The organism is Mycobacterium sp. Panama NTM2, assembly GCF_054355555.1.
This window is the reverse complement of record NZ_JBTHXC010000002.1, coordinates 132,678-153,306: the sequence shown is the minus strand read 5'-3', so window position 1 is coordinate 153,306 and position 20,629 is coordinate 132,678. Positions and strand designations below refer to the sequence as shown.

The window sequence follows — 20,629 nt, the reverse complement described above, 5'->3', positions numbered from 1 at the left end:
CGACTATCGGGCAGGTGGACGACGGTATGGCCGGGCTCCTGAACCGTCCGCGTAGCCTGCCAGTTGTACACGCAGTCGCACGCGGCTCCGCGATAGGCGGGACATGACCGTGCCAACCGGAATTCCCAAAAGGATCGCAGTGTCGGCACAGGTGAAACCCTCGACGCCTACGTAGTACAGCACCTTCTGGAACCCCTCCGGCAGCGACCGAAGTGCTTCGTCTATCTGGCCGTCGGATAGACCGTCCATGGCCTCGTCCTCAGCCGAACGTGCGAACCGCGTCGAACACGAAGCGAGAACGGCGATATCGATGTCAGCACTCGTGTCGAGACAGAATTCTTCCGGCCGACGTTGTTTCATCCGGTACGCGCTGATCCATCGGTTGTGCATGATCCGATAGAGCCATGCTTTCAGATTGGTGCCCGACTGAAAACGGTGGAATCCCTTGAATGCATTCATCATTGTGTCCTGCACCAGGTCCTCGGCGTCTACCTCCCGACGCGTGAGTCGCCGGGCAGTGCGGAGCAGGGCGGCACGGTACGGCATGGCTTCACGTTCGAACCGCTCGGCCAGTGCCGAGGGTGAGTCAGCGGGACACCCGACTTTGGGCACAGCTCGAACCGTGGTGGCCGGATTCATGACAGTGCTTCCGGACTGCCATGGGGTGGCAATGGTGTCATTGGCAATCGTTTTCCCGCACTTACCGGTACTCGGGATTGGCAAATCCGAATCGTGAACCGGCATCCCACGCTGCGCGTTGATTGCCGTACGCGGGAAATCCACCGGCTGCGCGCAGCAGCGATGCGATGTGCATCAGGTTGTAGGTCATGAAGGTGGTGTTGCGGTTGGTGAAGTCGTTGCCCGGCCCTCCGGACCCTTCGTCGAGGTAAGACGGGCCCGGACCGGCAGCCCCCACCCAACCCGCATCCGCTTGTGGCGGAATCACATAGCCGAGATGCTGCAGGCTGTAGAGAATGTTCATCGCGCAGTGTTTGATGCCGTCCTCATTGCCGGTGATGAGGCACCCGGCCACCCGCCCGTAATACGCGTACTGCCCGGCGTCGTTGAGTATGCCCGAGCATCCGTAGAGCCGTTCGATGACGGTTTTCATCACTGAACTGTTGTCGCCAAGCCATATCGGACCGACGAGAACAAGGATGTCGGCAGCCATGATGCGCTCATAGAGTGCCGGCCAGTCATCGGTTTCCCAGCCATGCTCTGTCATGTCCGGGTAGACCCCGGTGGCGATGGCATGATCGACAGCCCGAATCTGATCTACCTCCACGCCATGCCTTTTCATCAGTGCGGTACTGATATCGACCAGACCCTGACTGTGGCTGCGCTCGGGCGACTTCTTCAAAGTGCAGTTGACGAACATTGCCCGCAGGCCGTCGAAGTCAGGTGCGACATTGTTGTCGGGCGTCGAGATCTCCATGTTTGTCCTCCCGAGGCTTGCGTGGATCAGCACGCCGTACGGAAGACTGTACTGCACTGGCGGTGACAGTCTGATTCGGGACCAGTGTGACGGTCTGATTCGGGACCCACCCGGGCTTCGGCGTGGCGTCGTGACGGCTTGATCTGGACCCACTTCCGTGGCGTCAGGAGGACCCGCATCCAGCGGTCCTCGCGGCACCGGAAGTGGGTTTCGGGATGAGGGTGCGTGTGGAACTGTTCGCTGCGATCCGTCGGGACGCCCGGGTCGAGGGCATGTCGATCCGAGCGCTCGCACGCAAGCACCAAGTCGGACGCGGCACCGTTCGCCGGGCCCTCACGTCCGCGGAACCACCGCCGCGGAAGACCCCGGTGCGTTCCTCGCCCCGGTTGGATCCGTTCAAGTCGGCCATCGACGACATGCTCCGCGCCGACCTTGAGGCGCCGCGGAAGCAACGGCACACCGCCCGCCGGATCCACGTCCGCCTCATCGAGGAACACGACGCCATTGAGGTGTCGTACTCGACGGTTCGCGACTACGTCCGCATCCGCCGCACGCAGATCGGCCTCGAAGCTGGCCGCCGGGTCGAAGTCATGATCCCCCAGGAGCACGCGCCAGGCGCAGAAGCAGAAGTCGACTTCGGCGAGCTCTACGTCATCCTGGCCGGGGTGAAGACGAAGGTCTTCCTCTTCACATTCAGGTTGAGTTACTCCGGGAAGGCGGTGCACCGGATCTACGCCACCCAAGGCCAAGAGGCGTTCCTCGAGGGCCACATCGCCGCGTTCAACGAGATCGGCGGCATCCCCGCCCGGCACGTCCGGTACGACAACCTCACCGCCGCAGTCACCCGGGTCGTCAACGCGCGCGGTCGTGAGCGGGTAGAGAACGACCGCTGGGTGCTGTTCCGCTCTCACTTCGGGTTCGACGCGTTCTACTGCCAGCCGGGCATCGCCGGGGCACATGAGAAGGGCGGTGTGGAAGGCGACGTCGGCCGGTTCCGCCGCCAGCACCTCGTGCCCATGCCCGTCGTCGACTCGCTCGACGAGCTGAACGAGAAGGTCCGTGCCTTGGACGCCGCCGACGACCGCCGACGGATCTCGTCGCGGATCCGGACCGTCGGCGAGGACTTCGCGACCGAACGCGAGAACCTCGCGCCGCTCCCGGTCGAGGGGTTCGACCCCGGGCTGATGCTGAACCCGATGGTCGACCGCTCCGCGATGATCACCGTCCGCATGGCCCGGTACTCCGTCCCGGCGCGGTTCATCCACCGCCGCGTCCGCGTCTCCTTGCGCGCATCCGAGGTCGTCGTGTTCGACGGCCGACTCCAGATCGCCCGGCACGCCCGCGTCATCACAAGGGGTGGCCAGTCGGTGAACCTCGACCACTACCTCGAGGTGCTCAAGGGTAAGCCGGGCGCATTGCCAGGCTCCACCGCGTTGGCGCAGGCCCGCGAATCGGGGGCGTTCACGCCTGCGCATGAGGCGTTCTGGGCGAACGCCCGCAGGCGGCTCGGGGATGCGGTCGGCACCCGGGAACTGATCGACGTGCTCCTACTGCACCGCGCCATGGCCGCCGACGAAGTCGAAGCCGGGCTGCTCGCCGCAGTGAGCGTCGGTGCAGTCTCAGCTGATGTGGTCGCGGTCGAAGCACGCCTGCACACCACCCTCGCAGCGCCCACCGGGGCCAGTTCAGACCGTCATCCCGTTGCGCAGCCCAGCGATGGCGAACGACGAGATGGCGACGCCAAGCGCAGCCGGAAGGTCGTGTCCCTCACCGAACGCCTGCTGCTCGACCCGGCCGCGGTCATCGCCGGCCTCCCGCCCGACACCCGGCCGCTGCCGTCGATGGAGAAATACCAGCAACTGCTCGGCCGCCGCACCGGCACCGACCACCACCCCGACCCGATGAGTCCCGATGAGAGCGGAGCACCCCGATGAGCACAGTCACCAGCGTGACCACCACCTTGCGCCGCCGCCGCGGCCTGACCGAGGAAGCCGCCGTAGCGGCGGTCGACCAGGCCTGCCGGAGGCTCCGGCTCCCGACCATGCGGGCCCTGCTTGGCGACGCGGTCGCGGCGGCGAACAAGGACCAGTTGACCTACACCGGATTCCTCGCCGAGCTGCTCCTGGCCGAGTGCGACGACCGCGACCGTCGGTCCACCATCCGGCGCGTGAACGGCGCCGGGTTCCCGCGGAGCAAGTTCCTCGCGGACTTCGACTTCGACGCCAACTCGAACATCAACCCCGCCACCATCCACCAGTTGGCGACCGGCGAGTGGGTGCGGAAGGGCCAGCCGCTGTGCCTGATCGGGGATTCCGGCACCGGCAAGTCTCACCTGCTCATCGGCATGGGGACCGCAGCCGCGGAAAAGGGATTCCGGGTAAAGTACACCCTCGCCACGAGGCTGGTGAACGAGCTTGTAGAAGCAGCCGATGAGAAGCAGTTGGCCCGCACGATCGCTCGTTACGGCCGCGTCGACCTGCTCTGCATTGACGAGCTCGGCTACATGGAACTGGACCGCCGCGGCGCCGAACTCCTCTTCCAGGTCCTCACCGAGCGAGAGGAGAAGAACAGCGTGGCAATCGCGTCCAACGAGGGCTTCGCCGGCTGGACCAAGACCTTCACGGACCCGCGCCTGTGCGCGGCCATCGTCGACCGCCTCACCTTCGGCGGCAACATCATCGAAACTGGTACCGACTCCTACCGGCTGGCGTCGACCCGGTCAGGGAACGCGTCGCGGTGACGCAATCAACCGAGCCTGTTTCGTGCGCACGCCGCACCCGGTGGGCTGTCACTGCGTGCTGTCCCGCGTGGTCATCGGGCGCCCCCGAAGGATCCGGCGGCGTCGCTGGAGAACCCCGAGCGCCAGCACTACCAGCGCAGACGCGGCAGCGAGCGCGCCGATGAGTGTCGCCCGTGTCTGGATCCAGCTGGAGACCACCGCGGAGACGTCAGTGAGTCCGCCACCACGGCCCGCGGCGACCGGGGCGTCGCTGGTGGCCGCCGGGTACCAGTACCAGGCCAGATAGGCGCCGGTGAGCAGCAGGACGACAGCGGTGACCCGTGGGCCATGGCGGGCCAATCGCGCGACGTGGCGGGTGAGTCCGCTGCCTGCCGCGGCGGTGGCCAGGGCGAGCAGCAGCAGGACGGTCGCCGAGCCAGCAGCGTAGACACCGAAGACGAGCAGGAGCCCGGCATAGCTGTAGGTGGCCTGCGCCTGCGCGATGACCGCGAGGATCACCCCGAACGTGCACGACAGCGAAGCCAGCGCGTAGCCGACCCCAAACGCAGCCATCCGGGCAGTGGGTGGGAGTCCCGCGGCTGCCCGGCCGGGGATCCGAGGCACCCGCACCGAGACCGAGCGTCCGGCTAGCATCCACAGGCCGAGAACCACCAGCAGGATGCCGACGGCCAGGCCAAGCGACGGCGCGGCGCGAATCAGCCCTCGGGCGCCGGCGCTGACTACCAGGCCAGCTGCCGCGAGGGTGCCGGCGAACCCCACCGCCAACACGAGACCGGCCCGCAGCGCCCGCAGCAGCCGCACCGGGACCGTTGAGGCATCGGTGTCGCCGAGGGTGTGGGTGATCCAGGCCGGGAGTAGCGCGAACCCGCACGGGTTCACGGGCGCGACCATGCCGGCCGCGAAGGCGAGGGTGAGCAGTCCGCCCATGGGTCAGGCTCCGGCCTTTGCCAGTTCGGCGGTGATCGTCGCGGCGTCGGGGTCGGTGGCGCGGAAGGTCACCGTGCCGTCGGCGTCGACGACGATCAGGGTGGACAGAGCGGCCACCTCGAATCGCCGGGAGAGTGCCGCGCCATCGTCGATTGCGGCCGGTACGTGTTCGGCGTCGACGGACTCCATGAAGTCGCCGATCAGGGCCTTGGATTCGCCGGGGTCCATGTCGACGGCGAGGAAGCTTGCCACGGTGCCGGCGTTCTCGGCGGTGGTGGCGGCCTCGCCGAGGGACCGGACGCCGTTGACGCATTCGCCGCACCCGACGGAGAAGAAGAACACCGCGGTGGGCTTCCCGTTGGCGGGCAGGCTGATCTGCTGGCCATCGACGCTGGTCACGGTGGCGGGTGAACCGGAACCGGCGGTCGCGGGGTCGGCACTGTTGCCGCAGGCGGTCAGGGTCAGCGATCCGGCGGCGAGTACGGCGGCGATCGAGAGCGCGGCGTGGTGGCGGCGGGTGATTCTCATCGGTTCTGCTCGTCCTTCGGGTCGACGTTTTCGTTGGTGGGCATGGGCGGGCAGCAGCCGTGGCCGGCGGTGCCGCCGCCGCGGCGGGAGATGGCAATCAGCGCGAGGATCGCCAGGGCGATCCCGGCGCCGATGACCCACGGGTTGCGGAGGAACGCGCCGATACCGGCGATCGCGCCACCGGCGATGAGGATGGGGAGCAAGGCGCAACAGGCGACCATGAGCAGCGCGGCGCCGGCTCCGAGGAGCAGGCCGCTGCCTCCCGGGCGATCGTCGTGGTTGGACATCATCGGTGTTCTCATTCCCTTCAGTGGGTATGGGTCAGCAGCAGCTGTGGCTGTCGTCGGCCGCGGCGGGCGCCTGGAGGCGGTTGAGCAGGCCGGTGGCGAGGGCGGCCCCGATCCGGCACGCCTCGGCCACCGGGACCACCTCCGCGCCGGGGTGCTCGGCCAGCCAGCCCGCGGCGTCCTCGGGGGAGGTGAAGTAGTGCACCTGGTTGCAGAAGGAGGAACGGATCGAGGTGATCTGCTCCGGGTTCACCAGCGACACCACCGCGGTGGGCGGATCGACGCTGGTTGCACCTTCTGTGGGGTCGACGTTGACCCGAACCGGCTCGCCGCTGACCGGGGAGGCCGACTCCACCTTTGCCGGGCGGTCCAGCAGGGCGGGGAAGATCAGCGTGTCCAGCGCACACCAGGTGTAGAGCTCCTCACCGGCCACGGTGAACCGGTGCGGGGTGGGGCGCAGGGTGAGGCCCTGGCCGATGATCCGGCCCTGATCGTCGTACTCGGTGTCCGGCACCGCCGCGAGACCGCGCCGTACGTCATCGAGGGTGCGGCTCGCAGCCGCGGCGAGTTGCTCGACGGTGACGGGGTCGCCGTCGACGAGCGGCCGCAGCAGCGGGATCAGCAGGCCGGCGTCAAGGCCGGTCTCCTCGGGTCGGGTGAGTCGTTGGGGCAGTTGGGTGCTGAGGTCCGACATCGCGGATGCCTCCTTCGTTGAGTGGGGTGGGTGCGGGTCAGGCGCAGCAGGAGAGCTTGGAGACGTCGGTGGTGAAGGCCTTCGCGACGATCCGGATGCCCTCGGTCATGGTCAGGTAAGGCGCCCAGGCGTCGGCGACCTCGGCGATGGTCTTGCCGATGATGTGGACGCCCGCGGCGGCCAGTTCGCCGGCGTCCTTGGCGACCGCGGTCAGGCCGAGGATCTCGCCGGTGTCGGCGTTGGCGACCATCTTGATGAAGCCGCGGGTGTCCCGGTTGACCAGCGTTCGCGGCACGTATTCCAGCGGGAGCACCCGGCAGTCGCAGCGGATCCCGGCCGCGAGGACTTGGGCCTCAGTCATCCCGACTGCGCCGATCGCGGGACTGGTGAACGTGACCCGGGGCAGCCGCATGTAGTCCACCGACCGCTCGGCGTCGGTGAAGGCGTTCTCGGCGACCACGGTGCCGTGGTGGGCGGCGACATAGACGAACTCGGGGTGCCCGGTCACGTCACCGGCCGCCCAGATCCGCGGGTTGGAGGACTGCAGCTGGTCGGTGACCACGATCTCGCCGACCTCGCCAGTCTTCACCTCGACCGCGTCGAGGTTGAGCCCGTCGGTCACCGGTCGGCGGCCGAGAGCGACCAGAACCTCGTCGGCGCGGAACTCCTGCGCGCCACCGGAGACGTCCGCGGTCACCACCACCTGGCCGGTGGCGGCGTCGCGGGTCACGCGGGTCGGGACCGCTCGGCGGACCACCCGGATGCCCTCATCGGCGAAGACCTCCTGCAGCGCCTTGGAGACCTCCGACTCCTCCTTCGACGCGAGCCGGGACCGAACCAGCAGGGTCACCGTCGACCCGAGCCGGGCGAACAGCTGCGCCTGCTCCAGGGCCACGTAGCCACCACCGAGCACCAGCAGCGAGTCGGGGACCTCGGTCAACTCCATCGCCGTAGTCGAGGTCAGGTACCCGGCCTCCTCCAACCCTTGGATCGGCGGGGCCCAGGGACGGGACCCGGTGGCCACCAGGTACTGCGCTGCCTCGATGGTCTCGACGCTGCCATCCGCCGCGGCGACCTCGAGCAGGGGCGAATCCGGAGTGCCGGCGAACGCGGCGTTGCCGCGGCGGACCTGCCAACCGTAGGAGTCGGCGACGTCGACGTACTTCTCACCCCGCAGGGCCTCGACGAGATCCTGCTTTCCGCCGATCAGGGCCGGCATGTCCACCGCGCCCGCGACGCTGGCGATGCCCGGGAACCGGGTCGGCGCGTCCGCGGCCACGTGCCGGGCCTCCGCGGCTGCGATCAGTGCCTTCGACGGCACGCAGCCGGTGTTCACACACGTGCCGCCGAACGTGCCACGCTCGACCATCACCACCGACTTGCCCAGAGAGGTCGCACGAATGGCCGCCGCGAACGCACCGCCGCCGGATCCGATGATCGCGAGGTCGTACCTGGTCTGCATCCCGATTCCTCCCAGAACTGTTGGGAAACGCTCCTGATGCAGCGATACTGGACCTTCCAGTAAAGGGGAAGGTCAAGCGAGACCTGCGACACGATGGAGGCCGGGATGCGGATCGGAGAACTCGCCGAGGCGGCAGGCACGACCACCAAGACTCTGCGGTTCTACGAAGAGCAAGGGCTGCTGCCCCCGGCCGAACGCACACCGGCCGGCTACCGCGACTACACCCCCGACGCGGTCAGCCGGATCGACTTCGTCCACCGCGGCCAAGCGGCCGGGCTCACCCTCGCCCAGATCAAGCAGATCCTCGACATCCGCGACCACGGCCAAGCTCCCTGCGGCCACGTACGTGACCTGCTGGACGCGCGCCTTGCCGACATCGACGCGCAGATCGCCGACCTCACAACACTTCGCGACAACGTGGCTGCGCTCCGCGACGATGCAGCCCTCCCAGAGCCCGAAACCTGTAGCCCCGATCAGGTCTGCAGATACCTATAGCCCTCGCCACTCGGCAGTGACCACCGAGACCAAGGGCGTGATTAGCCGGTGCCAGGTGGGTCCCAGTCAGGCCGTCATCGTGGTCCCAGATCGGGTTGACACAGCCACATATGGCCGGTGCGCGGCTCTGCAGGCATATCGCCTATCACCATTTTTCTACACCACCTAGATTCATCTCAGCCGACCCCGCGCGGCTTCAGGTAGTAGTCACATCCGCAGGTGCATCGGGATGGCCTCGCACGTAGCTTTCCGCTCGATTCATCGAAATCCGTCACCTCAAGGTGACGCCCCTCCATGTGACCGCAGACGGGACACCGGGAGATCTTCGCTTTCAACGTCTCAGGCATCGACAAGCAGGTGGCGTGGTGGGGAACACCGATACGGCTGCCGAACTCGGCTTCCCCTTCGGGGATGACCTCGCCACATGTTGCGCAAGCGTCGCTTTGACTCGATTGCCAGGGAGAGTGATTCGACCTACTCATGTGCAAGTGATCCGGAACTGCGGTCCAGTAGCTCACCGATGTACGCGGGGCGGTCGCCCTCGGTGTCAGCCAAAGCGGGGAGGGTCGACCCATGCACGGGTCTTAAGTCCCCAGCATCACGCATGACCTTCACGAGGTGAAGCTGAGCGTCGATTCCGGTCCGAACCCTCGTGTTGGTGAGGTAACAGACTGGCACCCCGAAGAACTCGGCAATCACGTCCAGTTCCGCACGGCTAGCTGTAGTCCCTCATGAGGTTGTCGACACGCAGCCAGGGTTAGACGAACTCCATCACCCAGGTGTCGCGGTCCTGGCGAACCCAGCGGAACTCTTCCTCGTCGCCGAACCTCTGTTCCGCGTAATGCTTGACCGCCCGAAGGCGGCCGGGGCACATCAGGCTGGAAATGTCGGCGCTGATGTTCGCGCCGACGCAGTACCAGACGTGTGGGTCGAGGTAGCTCCGGCGCACCATCACCGTCTCGGCGGGCTCCTCGGGCAGGGACCTGTAGTAGTCCGCGGCGGTCATTCCGCTCACTGGCGTGCCCTCCCTCCGGAAAATCGGTTGCAGCTACTTCTATTGTCGTTGATATGTAGGCCAAATCAAGCGCGGGCACACTTCTGCTCGCGTTCATGGGGCACAAGAACTCACCTCTGACACCTGAGGGCCGGAAACGGTTGTGCGAACGGATCGATTCAGGTCGACCAATCGCGCACGTGGCCGCCGAAATGGGCGTCTCTCGCGCTGTAGCCGCCAAGTGGTACCAGCGATGGCTGGTCGACGGCGACGTCGGGCTGCTTGATCGGTCATCCCGACCGCGCGTCTCTCCCGGGAGCACGCCGGAAGCCGTGGTGGAACGCATCCTGCAGTTGCGGCGGGATACCAAATGGGGGCCGGATCGCATCTCAGCCCACCTTCGCAGCGAAGGCATCATGATCTCGGCCGCGACAGTGCATCGCGTGCTGGGACGACACCAGATGGCCCGGTTGTCGGACATGGACCCGGTGTCGGGAACCGTTATGCGGCAAGTTAATCGGTACGAACATGCCGCGCCGGGTGACATGGTCCACGTCGACGTGAAGAAGCTCGGCAAGATTCCTCTCGGCGGCGGATGGCGGGTCCATGGTCGCGAGTCTGCGGAAGGTAGAGCGTCCAAGCGCAGAGGCCCCGGCACCGGACGGATCGGCTACACCTACCTGCACAGTGCGGTGGACGACCACACCCGTCTGGCCTACACCGAAGCTCTCGAAGACGAGAAGGGCGAGACGGCGGCGGCGTTCTGGTTGCGCAGCGTGGAGTTCTTCGGGGCGTACGGAATCGCCCACATAGAACGGGCCTTGACGGACAATGGCTCCTGCTATCGGTCCCGGACGTGGGCGGCGGCTCTGACCGTCAGTGCCACGACGCACAAGCGCACCCGGCCCTACACGCCGCGCACCAACGGGAAGGTGGAGCGGTTCAACGGCACCCTGGCCCGCGAATGGGCTTACGTGCGGGCCTACAGCAGCGAAGCTGAGCGCAGGGACGCGCTCACTGGTTTCATCCATTACTACAACCACCACCGAGGCCATGCCGCGCTCGGTGGTGTGCCTCCGGTGTCGAGGCTGTCGGCGGTCGAGACGTGCGACTGTGCGTACAACGTCCCGTGAGAACACAGCTAGCGGCAGCACTATTGCCGAGTCGCAATTCCTCCAATGCCGCCATGGTGACCCCGGCGCCAGCGTGCGCGGTCATGGCGGCCGCGGCAGCCGCTGTGCTCAGCGGCGTCTCTCCTCGCCTGTGCATGACGTCGAACAGCAGGTTGATCCGACGCGCCAACTCAGGGTCACGCGGCATTGTCGCGATCCAACCACGCGCGCCGCACCATACGGCGAAGCCTGCCCGGCTCGACGGTCCCAGGATCAGTCCCGCCGCCCTGGGCTCTGGCCAGAATCGCTTGAGTGGTCTGATCGTAGAGGTGCAGGAAGACCGACCAGTCCGGTATTTCCACGCACGTGCCTACACCACCACGAATCAGCAGCCGGGCGTGCTCCCGTGTCGGCGGAAGGAGTTCTTGCCAGCGCAACGTGGCACCGAGGTCGTTGTTGAGGTTCTTACTGCCATCGTTTTGCCCGAATCCCTGCGGTCGCCGGTTGGTCAGCCCAGACCAGTGCTCCGCGGCAGTGAGGAGTTCTTCCTCTCGGGCACCAAACATGATGACCGAACATGGAAAGATGTCGCGCAACTCATTGGCGTACACCGCTCCGTACACGGTGTCGAGCTGCGAGGAGGCCTGGACGGCAACCATCAGGTTGATGCCCAGTCCACGGCCCTCGCCGACGATGCGACGTAGGTTGGGAATCGGAGCGGTATTGGGAAGTTCGTCAATGACCATCAGCAGCCGATGCATGGTCTCCCTAGCGGAGGTCTTCTCGCGCCATCGTCGCACCAACGAATCCAGCAGGGTTACCGCCGAACCGGCCACAGTGCCGTCGGCCGGCGCCAGAATGAACAAGGTTGCCAGGGGATCATCGAGAAAGTCCGGGGTGAACGGCTCAAACCCTTCGCGATCGAGTAGCGAGGTTCGCAGCCACGGCGTGATCGCCTTGCGCATCGTGATGGCGACCGAGTCACGTTGGCGCGGGTCCATTTCCATGATCCGGGCCATGCCCATAGCCAGCGTCGGGTACTCGTGGCAGAGTGCGGCGGCCTGTACCCATCCCGGCTGGGTGCTGTTCTCCGGGTCGATGTTGTCGACGGCGGTGAGCACCCAGGCCATGCCCTTGGAGTTTCCTGCGGGGGACGCCGCGAACAGAAATGCCGCCAACGGACCAGCGGCCTGGGACTCCCACACGCCGCCGTCGGATACCTGGTCGGCCCCCGACCCCAACCCGACCGTCGACATCTGCATGATCGTTTCGGCCACCGTCAAGGCTTCGTAGGGGCTGTCGATGCTGACTGTCGGGTCGTAGACCGTGGGAACTACGCCTTCTGGATAGACGGGCGAACTGAGAGGGCGCAGGTCCAATAGTGCCTTGGGTCCCCATCGGCGCTCCATGACGTACTGCATGAGGTCGTCCTTGGAGGAGACGACCACGGCCGGACCACCCCACAGCGTTGCCGCCGGCGCGAGCAGGCGCCGGCTTTTGCCGGTTTCCGTCGGTGCGGAGACCAACACGTGTGCGGCACTGCTCGGTACGAACATCTCTGTGCCGCCTGCGCGGCGTCCGAAGCCGCAATATGGCGTTGATGGTTTGACGTACATAGTGTTTCGTCCTTTCGCCTAGACGCGGGCAGTGTTAGCCCGGCTGTCGGGGGACTCGTCCAACGCTGCGCGTAGCGCCATCACCACGCAGTCACGCTGGCGCTGATCCAGTGCAGTCAGCCCAGCCATCGAACGTGCCATCACCGGGTCGCTGGTGGCACACAGCAGTGCGGCGCGTGCCCACCCAGGCTGCGCGGTGTCCTCCGGGTCGGCGTTGTCCACCGCAGCGCGTACCCAGTGCTCACCTTCGCCGCAGCCCACCGGGCCCGCAGCGAACAGAATCACAGCCAGCGGGAGGACCGCGCGTACCTCCCAAATGGTTGCCCCCGACTGCTTACCTAAGCCGTCTTTGCCGAGTTTGAGCAGACCGTGCGCAAGGTCAAGTGCTGAATCCATGCTGGACAGAGACGCGACCGCTTCACCCCACGACATGACTACACAGTGACATATTCAGTCATAAGTAGTCAATGCGAACGCACCACGTAAACGGTCGTGTGGGTGAGTGCGCTCACCGACGACGGAGGTGCGGCCAAGACGCGGCGCTACGTCCGCACCAGCATGGTCACGACGACCGCTGCGGTGTCGCGGCGGACTGGGCAATCATCGTGTGCAACAACGCGTTCAGGACTACGCGCGCAAGCCGTCCTCGGTGCGGTCCACTCTCACGTCGTGGCGGCGGTCGACAGCGCCGACACCAGCGCGCGGGCCATATCGTCGTCGGTGACATCGAACGCGGACAGGTCCGCAGCGGCAAGCTCCCTCAAGCCCGCAGAGCCCAGCGTGCGCAGCCTGCGGGCGCGTTCCCGCTTGCATGCCAAGACCACCTTGCGGGCGTAGCGACCGTTGCCCGCGGCGTCGAGAGCTGTGCCCTCCTTGGCGGGAATGGCGCGAAGACGATCCGTTTCTTGCCGCAGTATCTCCCACGCACTCTCGGCAACGGTGATCTTTTCCTGATCCGCGATTGACCGGCCAATAGCGACGATCTCGTCAGCGTTGTAGCTGTCGAACGTCAACGTGAAGTGGAACCTGCCCGCGAGACCGGGATTGGTTGCCATGAACCGGCGCATCTCGACCGGGTACCCCGCCACGATGACCACGAGCTGGTCGCGGTAGTCCTCCATGTACTTGAGCAACGTGTTGATGGCGTCCTTGCCGAAAGAATGCCCCTCCGTTTCAGGCGCGAGCCGGTAGGCCTCATCGATGAACAGAACCCCGCCGAGCGCTTCTTCGCAAATGTCGCGCATCTTCTCAGCGGTCTGCGAGACATAGCCGACCACGATGTCTTCCTCGGTCACTTCCAGTGGCTTAGGACGATCGATTTTCCCCAGCCCGAACAGGATTTCGGCGACAATCCGCGCATAGCTTGTTTTCGCTGTGCCCGGTGGACCTTCAAAGACCATGTGGTTCTCATTGGCGGTGCCGACCTCCTGCCCTTGCTCTGCAAGAAGAAGATCAATCTCTATCTCCGTGCGCCACACGGCGATCTGTTCCTTCGGCCCCTCCAGGCCGATGAACGCCGCCAGCCGCTCCTCCGCGCGGGCGAGCACTTCCTGTCGCGTGGCATCACGGTCGGCTTGGTCGCGCGCAGCACGGCTGGTGCCAGTCGCCGCGTCCCACTTGTCGGTACGGGAGGCGATCGTCTCCGGGTCGGTGACCTCTAAGCCGAACGTGCGATCGTTGAGAGCGACTTGAGCGCGCTCGAAATCCGGCCATTGCACGCGTATTCCGGTCAACACAGACTCGGATTCCTCATCCTCGCCCTGATAGCGAAGCACCAAGGCGCGACAAAACAGTGCGTCTCGCGTGAGCACATCCTTGATGCCCACTCCTCGCGCGCCCAGCCCGTCGGTAGAAGTTGGCTTGCCGTCTATCACGCGTTGCGCAGCCTGCAGCGCAGGTTGCATCAGCCCCAGGCTGGCCGCCGCCCACGCCTCCAGCAGACTCGCCGCCCGCGCCAGATACGTGTCCCGAGGATTTTGGGTGCACACACCGACTGCCGTCAGCACGTCGGGCCAGCGCTGGGTCTTGGTCGCCAAACATGCGCGCACGTACCCGGTTTCGGGACTATCGGCCGGCAACCGGTCGAGTATGGCGCTAGCCTGTTGGAACTCATTCGAGGCGATCAGTGCGGCCGCGTAGGCCAACTGGGCGGTGATCTGATCAGCGATCGGAAAGCGCGCGTACTCGATTTCGAAGAATGCGCCCATATTGGCCGGGCCCAGCTGGAGCCTGCTTAACCCCTCACCCAGCCGATCGGCATTCGCAGAAAGCTTGGACAGCACCGCCAATGTGCGCTCTCCGGTGGCGTAACGGCCCAACCATCCATCCGCCAGTTCGGGATCGTCTTGGGTAGCAAGAACGAAGACTTGCGCTGCTCGCTCAGGAGCCGAACCCATGACCTTCATCGCTGCGCGCAGGGCATCCAGAGAGCGCTGACTGATCATGTGCGCACGACCAAGTGAGACAGAAACTGTGCCTCATTGCGCGGACGCATGATGCTGAGTCGGACTCCCTGCACACTCGGGGTGCCGAGTACGAGTTCATCGCCGGACTGCTGCACCAACGTCACGTCTGCACTCGGTTCGGCGACGTCGGTGAGCGTGATCAGGGTGTGTCCACGCTCGCCGGCTGTGAGGCCGTGCCCGATGCCGTCAGCGACGATGACGTTCGGAGGGCGCACAGGCTCGCGATCACTGGCGAGGCTGATGCGATGGGCGTTGTCGAGCAGTGGCTGCCATACCTGGGGGCGCTCGGTGTGAATCAGGATGACCGATCCAGCGGCGCTGGCCCTCAACAGCAACGGAATCACGGCGTCCAAGGACGCGCTGACCGATATCGTGCTGGCTCGCAACGGGTCAGTCAGTGGCATCAGGAACGGAACACCTGTGACCGTCATGCCGAGCATCGGACCGCTGGGCCCCACCGGCACTTTCAGCTCGGCCGGATTGGTCAGACGCCGCGGCGACATCTCCAGGCGCAATGCCCGATCACCGAGCGGCAGACTCGCGAGAAGAGAGTCAAAGCACTGCCCGATAATGGGCCGCAGTGTCAGCAGGGGCGGATGCGGTAACGGCGCAGCTGTATGGAAACGGACCACCGCCCCGGCAGCGACGACGCCGGCCCGATCGGCGGTCAGGCGGATCGAGGTGACCGTGGCATCGGAACGCACGGTCCACACATCGTTGAGCACACGCGTAGTGAGGTCGTTGCCCGCGATCCGATATGTCGTGACGTACTGCGACACCGTATCCAGATAGCCCCAGCCCTCGCGAATCCGCTCCAGCTCTGCGCCAGCCAGGAGCGCCTTAGTGGACTGGTCCACCTGATCGGCAGTGCAGGTGATTGCCCGGCAGCCCGCTCGCAACACCGACTGGCGGACCCGCTCGGTGGCCGCCGCTGCTGCGGCCGCCGCATCACCTCGATACATCATTGCCGCCAGGCATGCTTGTGGGCACAGTCGCAGCACCAGCCACGTGCGCCGTTCCCCGACAGCTGCTCGGTCGGCAATGATTTCCTCATACTTTGGGGTGTAACGCCCATCAAGAGCCACCCGGGCACCTGCTGAAACGATGTCGGCAGAATGCAGCTCCAGGCCGGCGAACTGATGGAGCTGGTCGATGACGGCTTGAACGGGAACCAAGCTGGTGGTCTCAGCGCCCGCGGGCACCAGCACCGTCGGTGCAAAAGGCTTGCCGTGCAACGCAATCATGGTGATCGCATACTGTCCGTCCCAGCGCATGCCGACCGCCCCGGCCCCCGGCATGTCGACGGTGAACGCGGGCGAAATCCCTGCTCGCCGTAAGTGAGCCCTGGTGTTGCGCCGAAAATAGGCGTAGCGCAGCGCGCGGACAAGCCATTCCCACGCGGTGGCACCGTTATAGCTGAGGGTGACCACGAGCAGCGCTGCTACCGCAATCAGTACCGCCACCCACCACAGCACTGGGGTGATAGCGGCCAGAACAGCCAGCGCGATTATCTCGGCAGTAACGACCAGGGCGAGCCGAAAGTCCAAGCGCCACCGCCGGATCTGCTCGCTCAAGCCGGCTTTCGGGCCGGGAATATGCTCGTCTAACATCACCATCGGATCGGCCCTTTCAGCCTCGTCGCGATTTCGACATGGCGCCGACTGCCAGCGCTGCGCCCAGCAGCACCGTCAGTGTCGCGGTACCCACCAAGGCCATCACCATCGGGCGGCGGTCCGGCTCGGGTTCAGGCTGTGGCGGACCAAGAGGGCGCGACAGGTTTTCCCGGGGCGCAGGGATCGGCGGCACGTCATAGTTCAGCGCAGCTACCGGGTCGATCGCACCGTAACCCAGGCGGTTGTCCACGACAGCAGCCGGCGAATGCGCGGTCTGCTTGATTCGGTTGATCACCTGATGGGCCGGCAGATCGGGGTACTTTGCTCGGATCAGGGCCGCCAGTCCGGAGACGTAGGCCGCCGAAAAGCTGGTGCCACTCATGGGTTTGAGGGAATTGGTCTTCGTGTCGTGGGTCCCGTTGATGAGGTTTCCTTCTTGGTTGACGCCCTCCACGAACAGCCCTGGTGCGCCGACACCGACCCAGGGTCCGCCCACGCTGATGTCGGTGCCCTGGTCATCTACGGCGGGCTGGCCTTCGTTGTTGGTGGCGCTCACCGACAGAACGTAGTCGGAGAACCAGGCCGGGGTGCTGATCGTCACCACTGAGTTCCAGTTGCGTGGGTCTTCGACACTGGTGGCGTCGATGTTGGGGTTCTGTGCGCATCCCGGAGTGGATGTGTTGCCTGCTGCGGCGACTATCACAGCATCCTTTTCTACGGCGGCGTAGCGTAGCGCGGCACCAAGGGTCGTCTGGTCGACGGGCTTGAGCACCGGGATGCACGCCACGATCGACATGTTGATCACGCGGGCTCCAGTGTTGGCCGCGGCGACTACGGCCCGCGCCAAGCTGCTGACGGTGCCTGCTCGACGGTCCTCCTCCGAGGTCGCAGACGGCGCTACCGGCGTGAACATCTGCGAGGACTGCCGGATCGATATGAGCTCGACTTCCGGTGCTACGCCGACTAATCCGTCACCTTCGGCAGGACTTGAAGCGATGATCGCTGCGACCGTCGTACCGTGAGCGTCGCAGTCCTGCAGACCGTCGCCCCCGTCCATGATGAAGTCGCCGCCGCCGCGTAGTCGGGGCAACCGAGGGTTGGGCCAGACGCCCGTGTCGATGAGCGCCACTGATACTCCTGCTCCCCGCCCGGCCGATTCCCAGAGACGGGGCAGATTCATGAAGGCTTGGGATCCGGGGACCGCTGCCGGGTCGGTGCCCGCAATCAACCCCGTGGGGATGCAGTCGTACTTGTGCTGCATGGGCTCGTCGGGTCGCGGGGTGCCGTCCGGGACCGCCAGCGGATCAACAACCGGCGGTGTGATGGCTGTTGCCGACGGGGCGCCGACCAGTGGCCAGGCTGCCGCCAACATCACCACCGCAGCTACGGCCGACGCACGTTGGCCGCTCATCACATGTTCCTCGCCAGGTAGATGAGGTTCAGAAGCCAGATCGCCAGCGGCGGGATCGCCACAATCAGCAGGTACTCGATCCATTCGATGACCTTGCGGAAGACCGGTGAGAACACCTTGGCCGGCACGACCGCCGCGGCGATCAATCCGGCCGCGCCGAGGCTGAGCACCACCGCGGCCGCGATATACGCAGCGAACGTGCCCTCGCCGGTGAGTGCATAGTTGGCGGCCGTGATGAGCACCATCAGCAACCCGGTGGCCACCACGATGATGGACTGCTCCCGGCTAGCGAACGCGCGACCCCGCATGACCAGGATCGCAGCCAGCACACCGATATACACCGTGGCCAGCCACCAGCGCCCCTGCCCGGGTATCACCGCCCAGATCGAGCCCCCGATGAAGAACACACCAACCGTTACCAGCAGTGCGGTCAAATAGACGTTCGCGGCCTCTGCTGAGCGCCGAAGCTGCTCCACGGTCGGCGTGCCTTGGTGTTCGGCAGCGACCAACGCCTCTGCGGCAATAGCATCGGCATCGGCAAAGGTGTCCTTGCCTGTCACGGTCGGAAACGGCGGTATCGGGATACCAGCCATCCGTGCGGCCAGCTTAGGCGCACCGGTTAGTACAAAGAGGTTGACTGCCAACACCGCAACCGACAGGTTCTGCAAGGAGGCCCCAGTCAGCGCGTAGATCAGCGCCAGTATTGCTGCCGTCGCGGTGACCATTACCGTGGCCGACACCACGATCGGTGGGGCCGGACTCAACCGCCACAACGCCGCCGCGACCGCCGCTGTGACTGCCGCTGCCAACATCAGGTGCCACGACCCCGGATAGCCCGGAGTCACCATGACTGCTGCTGCCGGGCACGCGATCAGCACACCGGAGAGCCACATCGCCGTCGCGGTCACCAGGTCTTTGGCCCGCCACCACACCAATGACCCGACAACCAACAGCACCACTGCAAGACCCGCTGCCGCGACCCCGGGGATCAGATTCCAGTCTTGGCCGCTGTTCAGGTTGCGCCACCATGCCAACCCCAACAGTGCGGTCACCGCCGCGACCGCCGCACCAACGACCACCCCGGCCACTCGGCGTGCGGTTTCTGCGGTCACCACCGAATACTGCTGCTGATTGAGCACCGCCACCGCTGACGAGGGCGACTCGAAGATCGGGGTGAACTCCACTTCGGCATCGATGATGTCGAGCACCAACAGTTCGCCATCACGCACACCCTGCTGCGTGAGACTCTGGGTACGATCCAGCGGTTGCCCATTGATCAACGTCATCCGCACCACGCCCGGGCTGATCATGCGATCATCGTCGGGCTTGCGCATGCCGTCGTCGCTGCCCTCGCGGGTTAGCAAGACACGCACCAACGAATCAGCAACGGCCGCCACGGGCGAACTCGCCGGCAGAGTGACATCGTGTTGTCGACCCTCAAAAAGGACTGCCACCCGAACCTGCTCGGCCAAGCGCACTCGCTCGGCAGCGACCGTACCGACGGGGTAGTTCTCGGTCACCGCAACGTCTGTTGATGTCATCGCCGCTCCTGCCCGCGCTCATCGCCCGACGCCGGCCACTGCGGCCGATACCCCGGGTCTTTGTCCGCCGCACCTGCGAACCCGTCCACAATCGAGGCCGCTGTTTCAATGAATGCCCGCTGGGTCTGCGGCGCCAGCCGATCGAAGTTGATTGCTGTGGCATCGCTGAGATGCGGATCGTAGGGAATGTCATGGACCGCCCGCACAGCACGCTCAAATCCCTCATGGAGATTGCGTACCGCTTTGGTGGGAGTGACCTTGTTGACGTTGCTGACTACCATCACCGCCGAACGCACCAGGTGCGGATAGCCATGCTGCATAAGCCAATCCAACGTCTCACGGGCAGCCTCGGCTCCGTCGTAGCGCGTCGTCGTGGGAACCACCACAACGTCGGCCATCGACAGCACAGCGGCAATCACGTCGTCGCGCATCTGATTTCCGCAGTCGAGCAACGCGATCGGGTACTGCCGAGACAAACGCTGCCATGTCATCACCAACGCGGTGCCGGTGATCACCTCGTCCCCCGGGTCACCCGCAAGCACCTCCAAACCCGAGGAACTATCCTTGCCCAGGTAATGCCGAAAATCACTGTACGAGTGCAAATTCTGATCCATCAACAGCCCGCGCCACGTTCCCGTGCTGGGCTCATTGATTCGTTTCGCGAGGTTACCGCTGGCTGGATTGGCGTCAATGGCGACCACCTTGTCGTCGCGGTAACGCGCTAGCGCAGCACCGATCCCGACGGTGGTAGTGGTCTTAGACACTCCCCCCTTCTGCTGCAACACCGCGATCGTGTAAGTGCCGCGCAGGTTGACCGTTAGACGGCGCCGCAGATCATTCCACTCACGCTCAGCGGGACTGAGCCCCAAGTTGATCCGCATCGTCTGATACACCCTGCGCCGCCACCCGCGCTCAGGAACTTGTTTGTACGGGGTGACAAAGTCGGCCTCTCGGACCTGCGACTGCATCGCCCCCACCGACTCATGGCGCTGCGGGGGCACACCGAGCGGTCCGGGGCGGGCCGCGAACGGGGGCGGCGGCGGGGACTGTGGAGGTGGGCCGCCCGGGTAACCGGCGGCGGGAGGTCCAGCCTGCCAGTCCTGCCGATCGGTCGGCTCTGGACGCGGCGAAGCGCTGCGCGGATCGTACTGTCCCGGCGCCGGTGGCGGGGCGGGCGTGTGCCGCGCAGGCGGGGCCGTATATCCGCGCTGGGAGACGCTGTAGTCGTCCGCATTACCGTCGTGCCGATAGCTGGGTCCTGGGCGCTGAGCGTGCCGAGCTATCGACTCACCGCCGGGCGGCCGCGGTG

Annotated in this window: 19 protein-coding genes; 4 read left to right on the top strand and 15 right to left on the bottom strand. The window is 65.7% G+C overall.

The features are described from left to right. Positions 1-3: 3 nt before the first annotated feature. Positions 4-546, bottom strand: coding sequence for a sigma-70 family RNA polymerase sigma factor (locus ACXYX3_RS27345; RefSeq protein ID WP_458612285.1), 543 nt, complete (start codon positions 544-546; stop codon positions 4-6). A 154-nt stretch (positions 547-700) separates the two neighbouring features. After that, positions 701-1,435 carry a flavodoxin family protein gene (locus ACXYX3_RS27340; protein WP_202375160.1) on the bottom strand — a complete coding sequence of 245 codons (735 nt, stop codon included), beginning with the start codon at positions 1,433-1,435 and terminating at the stop codon, positions 701-703. Positions 1,436-1,650: 215 nt separating this feature from the next. On the opposite strand from ACXYX3_RS27340, the gene istA reads away from it, so the two are divergent. After that, positions 1,651-3,369: an IS21 family transposase gene (gene istA / locus ACXYX3_RS27335; protein ID WP_008720624.1), complete on the top strand. Its 1,719-nt coding sequence runs from the start codon at positions 1,651-1,653 to the stop codon at positions 3,367-3,369. Further along, positions 3,366-4,175: an IS21-like element helper ATPase IstB gene (gene istB / locus ACXYX3_RS27330; protein WP_006246577.1), complete on the top strand. Its 810-nt coding sequence runs from the start codon at positions 3,366-3,368 to the stop codon at positions 4,173-4,175. The genes istA and istB overlap by 4 nt, the downstream gene beginning before the upstream one ends. A 48-nt stretch (positions 4,176-4,223) precedes the next feature. Here istB and ACXYX3_RS27325 read toward each other — a convergent pair whose 3' ends face one another. Genes ACXYX3_RS27325 through merA form a run of 5 tightly spaced genes read right to left on the bottom strand, consistent with a single transcriptional unit; the run spans position 4,224 to position 8,073 of the window. Further along, complete coding sequence (locus ACXYX3_RS27325) at positions 4,224-5,102, bottom strand: cytochrome c biogenesis CcdA family protein (RefSeq protein WP_048472691.1); 879 nt, start codon at positions 5,100-5,102, stop codon at positions 4,224-4,226. A gap of 3 nt (positions 5,103-5,105) precedes the next feature. Further along, on the bottom strand, positions 5,106-5,630 hold the full coding sequence (locus ACXYX3_RS27320) for a TlpA family protein disulfide reductase (protein ID WP_006246580.1): 525 nt from the start codon (positions 5,628-5,630) through the stop codon (positions 5,106-5,108). Next, positions 5,627-5,932, bottom strand: a complete 306-nt coding sequence (locus tag ACXYX3_RS27315; protein WP_040538777.1) for a hypothetical protein — start codon at positions 5,930-5,932, stop codon at positions 5,627-5,629. Before ACXYX3_RS27315 ends, ACXYX3_RS27320 begins: the two co-directional genes overlap by 4 nt. 19 nt (positions 5,933-5,951) lie before the next feature. Further along, positions 5,952-6,611 (bottom strand): organomercurial lyase MerB, encoded by a 660-nt coding sequence (merB, locus tag ACXYX3_RS27310; protein ID WP_283610920.1) that lies wholly within the window; start codon positions 6,609-6,611, stop codon positions 5,952-5,954. A 37-nt stretch (positions 6,612-6,648) separates the two neighbouring features. Then, the gene (gene merA, locus ACXYX3_RS27305; protein ID WP_006246583.1) at positions 6,649-8,073 is read right to left on the bottom strand and encodes a mercury(II) reductase; all 1,425 of its coding nucleotides are present in this window, start codon (positions 8,071-8,073) and stop codon (positions 6,649-6,651) included. A 105-nt stretch (positions 8,074-8,178) separates the two neighbouring features. Here merA and ACXYX3_RS27300 point away from each other — a divergent pair, with 105 nt between their 5' ends. Beyond that, the gene (locus tag ACXYX3_RS27300; protein WP_006246584.1) at positions 8,179-8,568 is read left to right on the top strand and encodes a heavy metal-responsive transcriptional regulator; all 390 of its coding nucleotides are present in this window, start codon (positions 8,179-8,181) and stop codon (positions 8,566-8,568) included. A 757-nt stretch (positions 8,569-9,325) separates the two neighbouring features. Here ACXYX3_RS27300 and ACXYX3_RS27295 read toward each other — a convergent pair. Next, on the bottom strand, positions 9,326-9,583 hold the full coding sequence (locus ACXYX3_RS27295) for a hypothetical protein (RefSeq protein ID WP_133056246.1): 258 nt from the start codon (positions 9,581-9,583) through the stop codon (positions 9,326-9,328). Between the two features lie 95 nt (positions 9,584-9,678). On the opposite strand from ACXYX3_RS27295, the gene ACXYX3_RS27290 reads away from it, so the two are divergent. Then, the gene (locus ACXYX3_RS27290) at positions 9,679-10,695 is read left to right on the top strand and encodes an IS481 family transposase (RefSeq protein ID WP_083128809.1); all 1,017 of its coding nucleotides are present in this window, start codon (positions 9,679-9,681) and stop codon (positions 10,693-10,695) included. A gap of 176 nt (positions 10,696-10,871) precedes the next feature. Here the strand turns inward: ACXYX3_RS27290 and ACXYX3_RS27285 are convergent, their stop codons facing one another. From ACXYX3_RS27285 to ACXYX3_RS27255, 7 genes are all read right to left on the bottom strand, one after another. After that, positions 10,872-12,290, bottom strand: coding sequence for a type IV secretory system conjugative DNA transfer family protein (locus ACXYX3_RS27285; RefSeq protein ID WP_068920309.1), 1,419 nt, complete (start codon positions 12,288-12,290; stop codon positions 10,872-10,874). 18 nt (positions 12,291-12,308) lie between these two features. Further along, positions 12,309-12,722: a hypothetical protein gene (locus ACXYX3_RS27280; RefSeq protein ID WP_068920308.1), complete on the bottom strand. Its 414-nt coding sequence runs from the start codon at positions 12,720-12,722 to the stop codon at positions 12,309-12,311. Positions 12,723-12,952: 230 nt separating this feature from the next. After that, entirely contained in the window at positions 12,953-14,734 is a 1,782-nt protein-coding gene (locus tag ACXYX3_RS27275) for an AAA family ATPase (protein ID WP_083128810.1), read from the bottom strand. Further along, entirely contained in the window at positions 14,731-16,371 is a 1,641-nt protein-coding gene (gene eccE, locus ACXYX3_RS27270; RefSeq protein ID WP_083128811.1) for a type VII secretion protein EccE, read from the bottom strand. The genes ACXYX3_RS27275 and eccE overlap by 4 nt, the downstream gene beginning before the upstream one ends. Before the next feature lie 13 nt (positions 16,372-16,384). Then, positions 16,385-17,779 carry a type VII secretion-associated serine protease mycosin gene (gene mycP / locus ACXYX3_RS27265; RefSeq protein ID WP_083128812.1) on the bottom strand — a complete coding sequence of 465 codons (1,395 nt, stop codon included), beginning with the start codon at positions 17,777-17,779 and terminating at the stop codon, positions 16,385-16,387. Further along, entirely contained in the window at positions 17,779-19,320 is a 1,542-nt protein-coding gene (gene eccD, locus ACXYX3_RS27260) for a type VII secretion integral membrane protein EccD (protein WP_083128813.1), read from the bottom strand. The genes mycP and eccD overlap by 1 nt, the downstream gene beginning before the upstream one ends. Continuing rightward, positions 19,317-20,201 (bottom strand): MinD/ParA family ATP-binding protein, encoded by an 885-nt coding sequence (locus ACXYX3_RS27255; RefSeq protein ID WP_458612284.1) that lies wholly within the window; start codon positions 20,199-20,201, stop codon positions 19,317-19,319. The genes eccD and ACXYX3_RS27255 overlap by 4 nt, the downstream gene beginning before the upstream one ends. Between the last annotated feature and the right edge of the window lie 428 nt (positions 20,202-20,629).

Excerpts from the sequence above, each read along its gene's own strand:
- mycP (WP_083128812.1), bottom strand. The coding sequence starts at position 17,779 with ATGAGCGGCCAACGTGCGTCGGCCGTAGCTGCGGTGGTGATGTTGGCG.
- ACXYX3_RS27315 (WP_040538777.1), bottom strand. The coding sequence starts at position 5,932 with ATGAGAACACCGATGATGTCCAACCACGACGATCGCCCGGGAGGCAGC.
- eccE (WP_083128811.1), bottom strand. The coding sequence starts at position 16,371 with ATGGTGATGTTAGACGAGCATATTCCCGGCCCGAAAGCCGGCTTGAGC.
- ACXYX3_RS27340 (WP_202375160.1), bottom strand. The coding sequence starts at position 1,435 with ATGGAGATCTCGACGCCCGACAACAATGTCGCACCTGACTTCGACGGC.
- ACXYX3_RS27280 (WP_068920308.1), bottom strand. The coding sequence starts at position 12,722 with ATGTCGTGGGGTGAAGCGGTCGCGTCTCTGTCCAGCATGGATTCAGCA.
- merA (WP_006246583.1), bottom strand. The coding sequence starts at position 8,073 with ATGCAGACCAGGTACGACCTCGCGATCATCGGATCCGGCGGCGGTGCG.
- istA (WP_008720624.1), top strand. The coding sequence starts at position 1,651 with ATGAGGGTGCGTGTGGAACTGTTCGCTGCGATCCGTCGGGACGCCCGG.
- ACXYX3_RS27325 (WP_048472691.1), bottom strand. The coding sequence starts at position 5,102 with ATGGGCGGACTGCTCACCCTCGCCTTCGCGGCCGGCATGGTCGCGCCC.
- ACXYX3_RS27255 (WP_458612284.1), bottom strand. The coding sequence starts at position 20,201 with ATGCGGATCAACTTGGGGCTCAGTCCCGCTGAGCGTGAGTGGAATGAT.
- merB (WP_283610920.1), bottom strand. The coding sequence starts at position 6,611 with ATGTCGGACCTCAGCACCCAACTGCCCCAACGACTCACCCGACCCGAG.
- ACXYX3_RS27290 (WP_083128809.1), top strand. The coding sequence starts at position 9,679 with ATGGGGCACAAGAACTCACCTCTGACACCTGAGGGCCGGAAACGGTTG.
- ACXYX3_RS27345 (WP_458612285.1), bottom strand. The coding sequence starts at position 546 with ATGCCGTACCGTGCCGCCCTGCTCCGCACTGCCCGGCGACTCACGCGT.
- ACXYX3_RS27285 (WP_068920309.1), bottom strand. The coding sequence starts at position 12,290 with ATGTACGTCAAACCATCAACGCCATATTGCGGCTTCGGACGCCGCGCA.
- ACXYX3_RS27275 (WP_083128810.1), bottom strand. The coding sequence starts at position 14,734 with ATGATCAGTCAGCGCTCTCTGGATGCCCTGCGCGCAGCGATGAAGGTC.
- istB (WP_006246577.1), top strand. The coding sequence starts at position 3,366 with ATGAGCACAGTCACCAGCGTGACCACCACCTTGCGCCGCCGCCGCGGC.
- ACXYX3_RS27320 (WP_006246580.1), bottom strand. The coding sequence starts at position 5,630 with ATGAGAATCACCCGCCGCCACCACGCCGCGCTCTCGATCGCCGCCGTA.
- ACXYX3_RS27300 (WP_006246584.1), top strand. The coding sequence starts at position 8,179 with ATGCGGATCGGAGAACTCGCCGAGGCGGCAGGCACGACCACCAAGACT.
- eccD (WP_083128813.1), bottom strand. The coding sequence starts at position 19,320 with ATGACATCAACAGACGTTGCGGTGACCGAGAACTACCCCGTCGGTACG.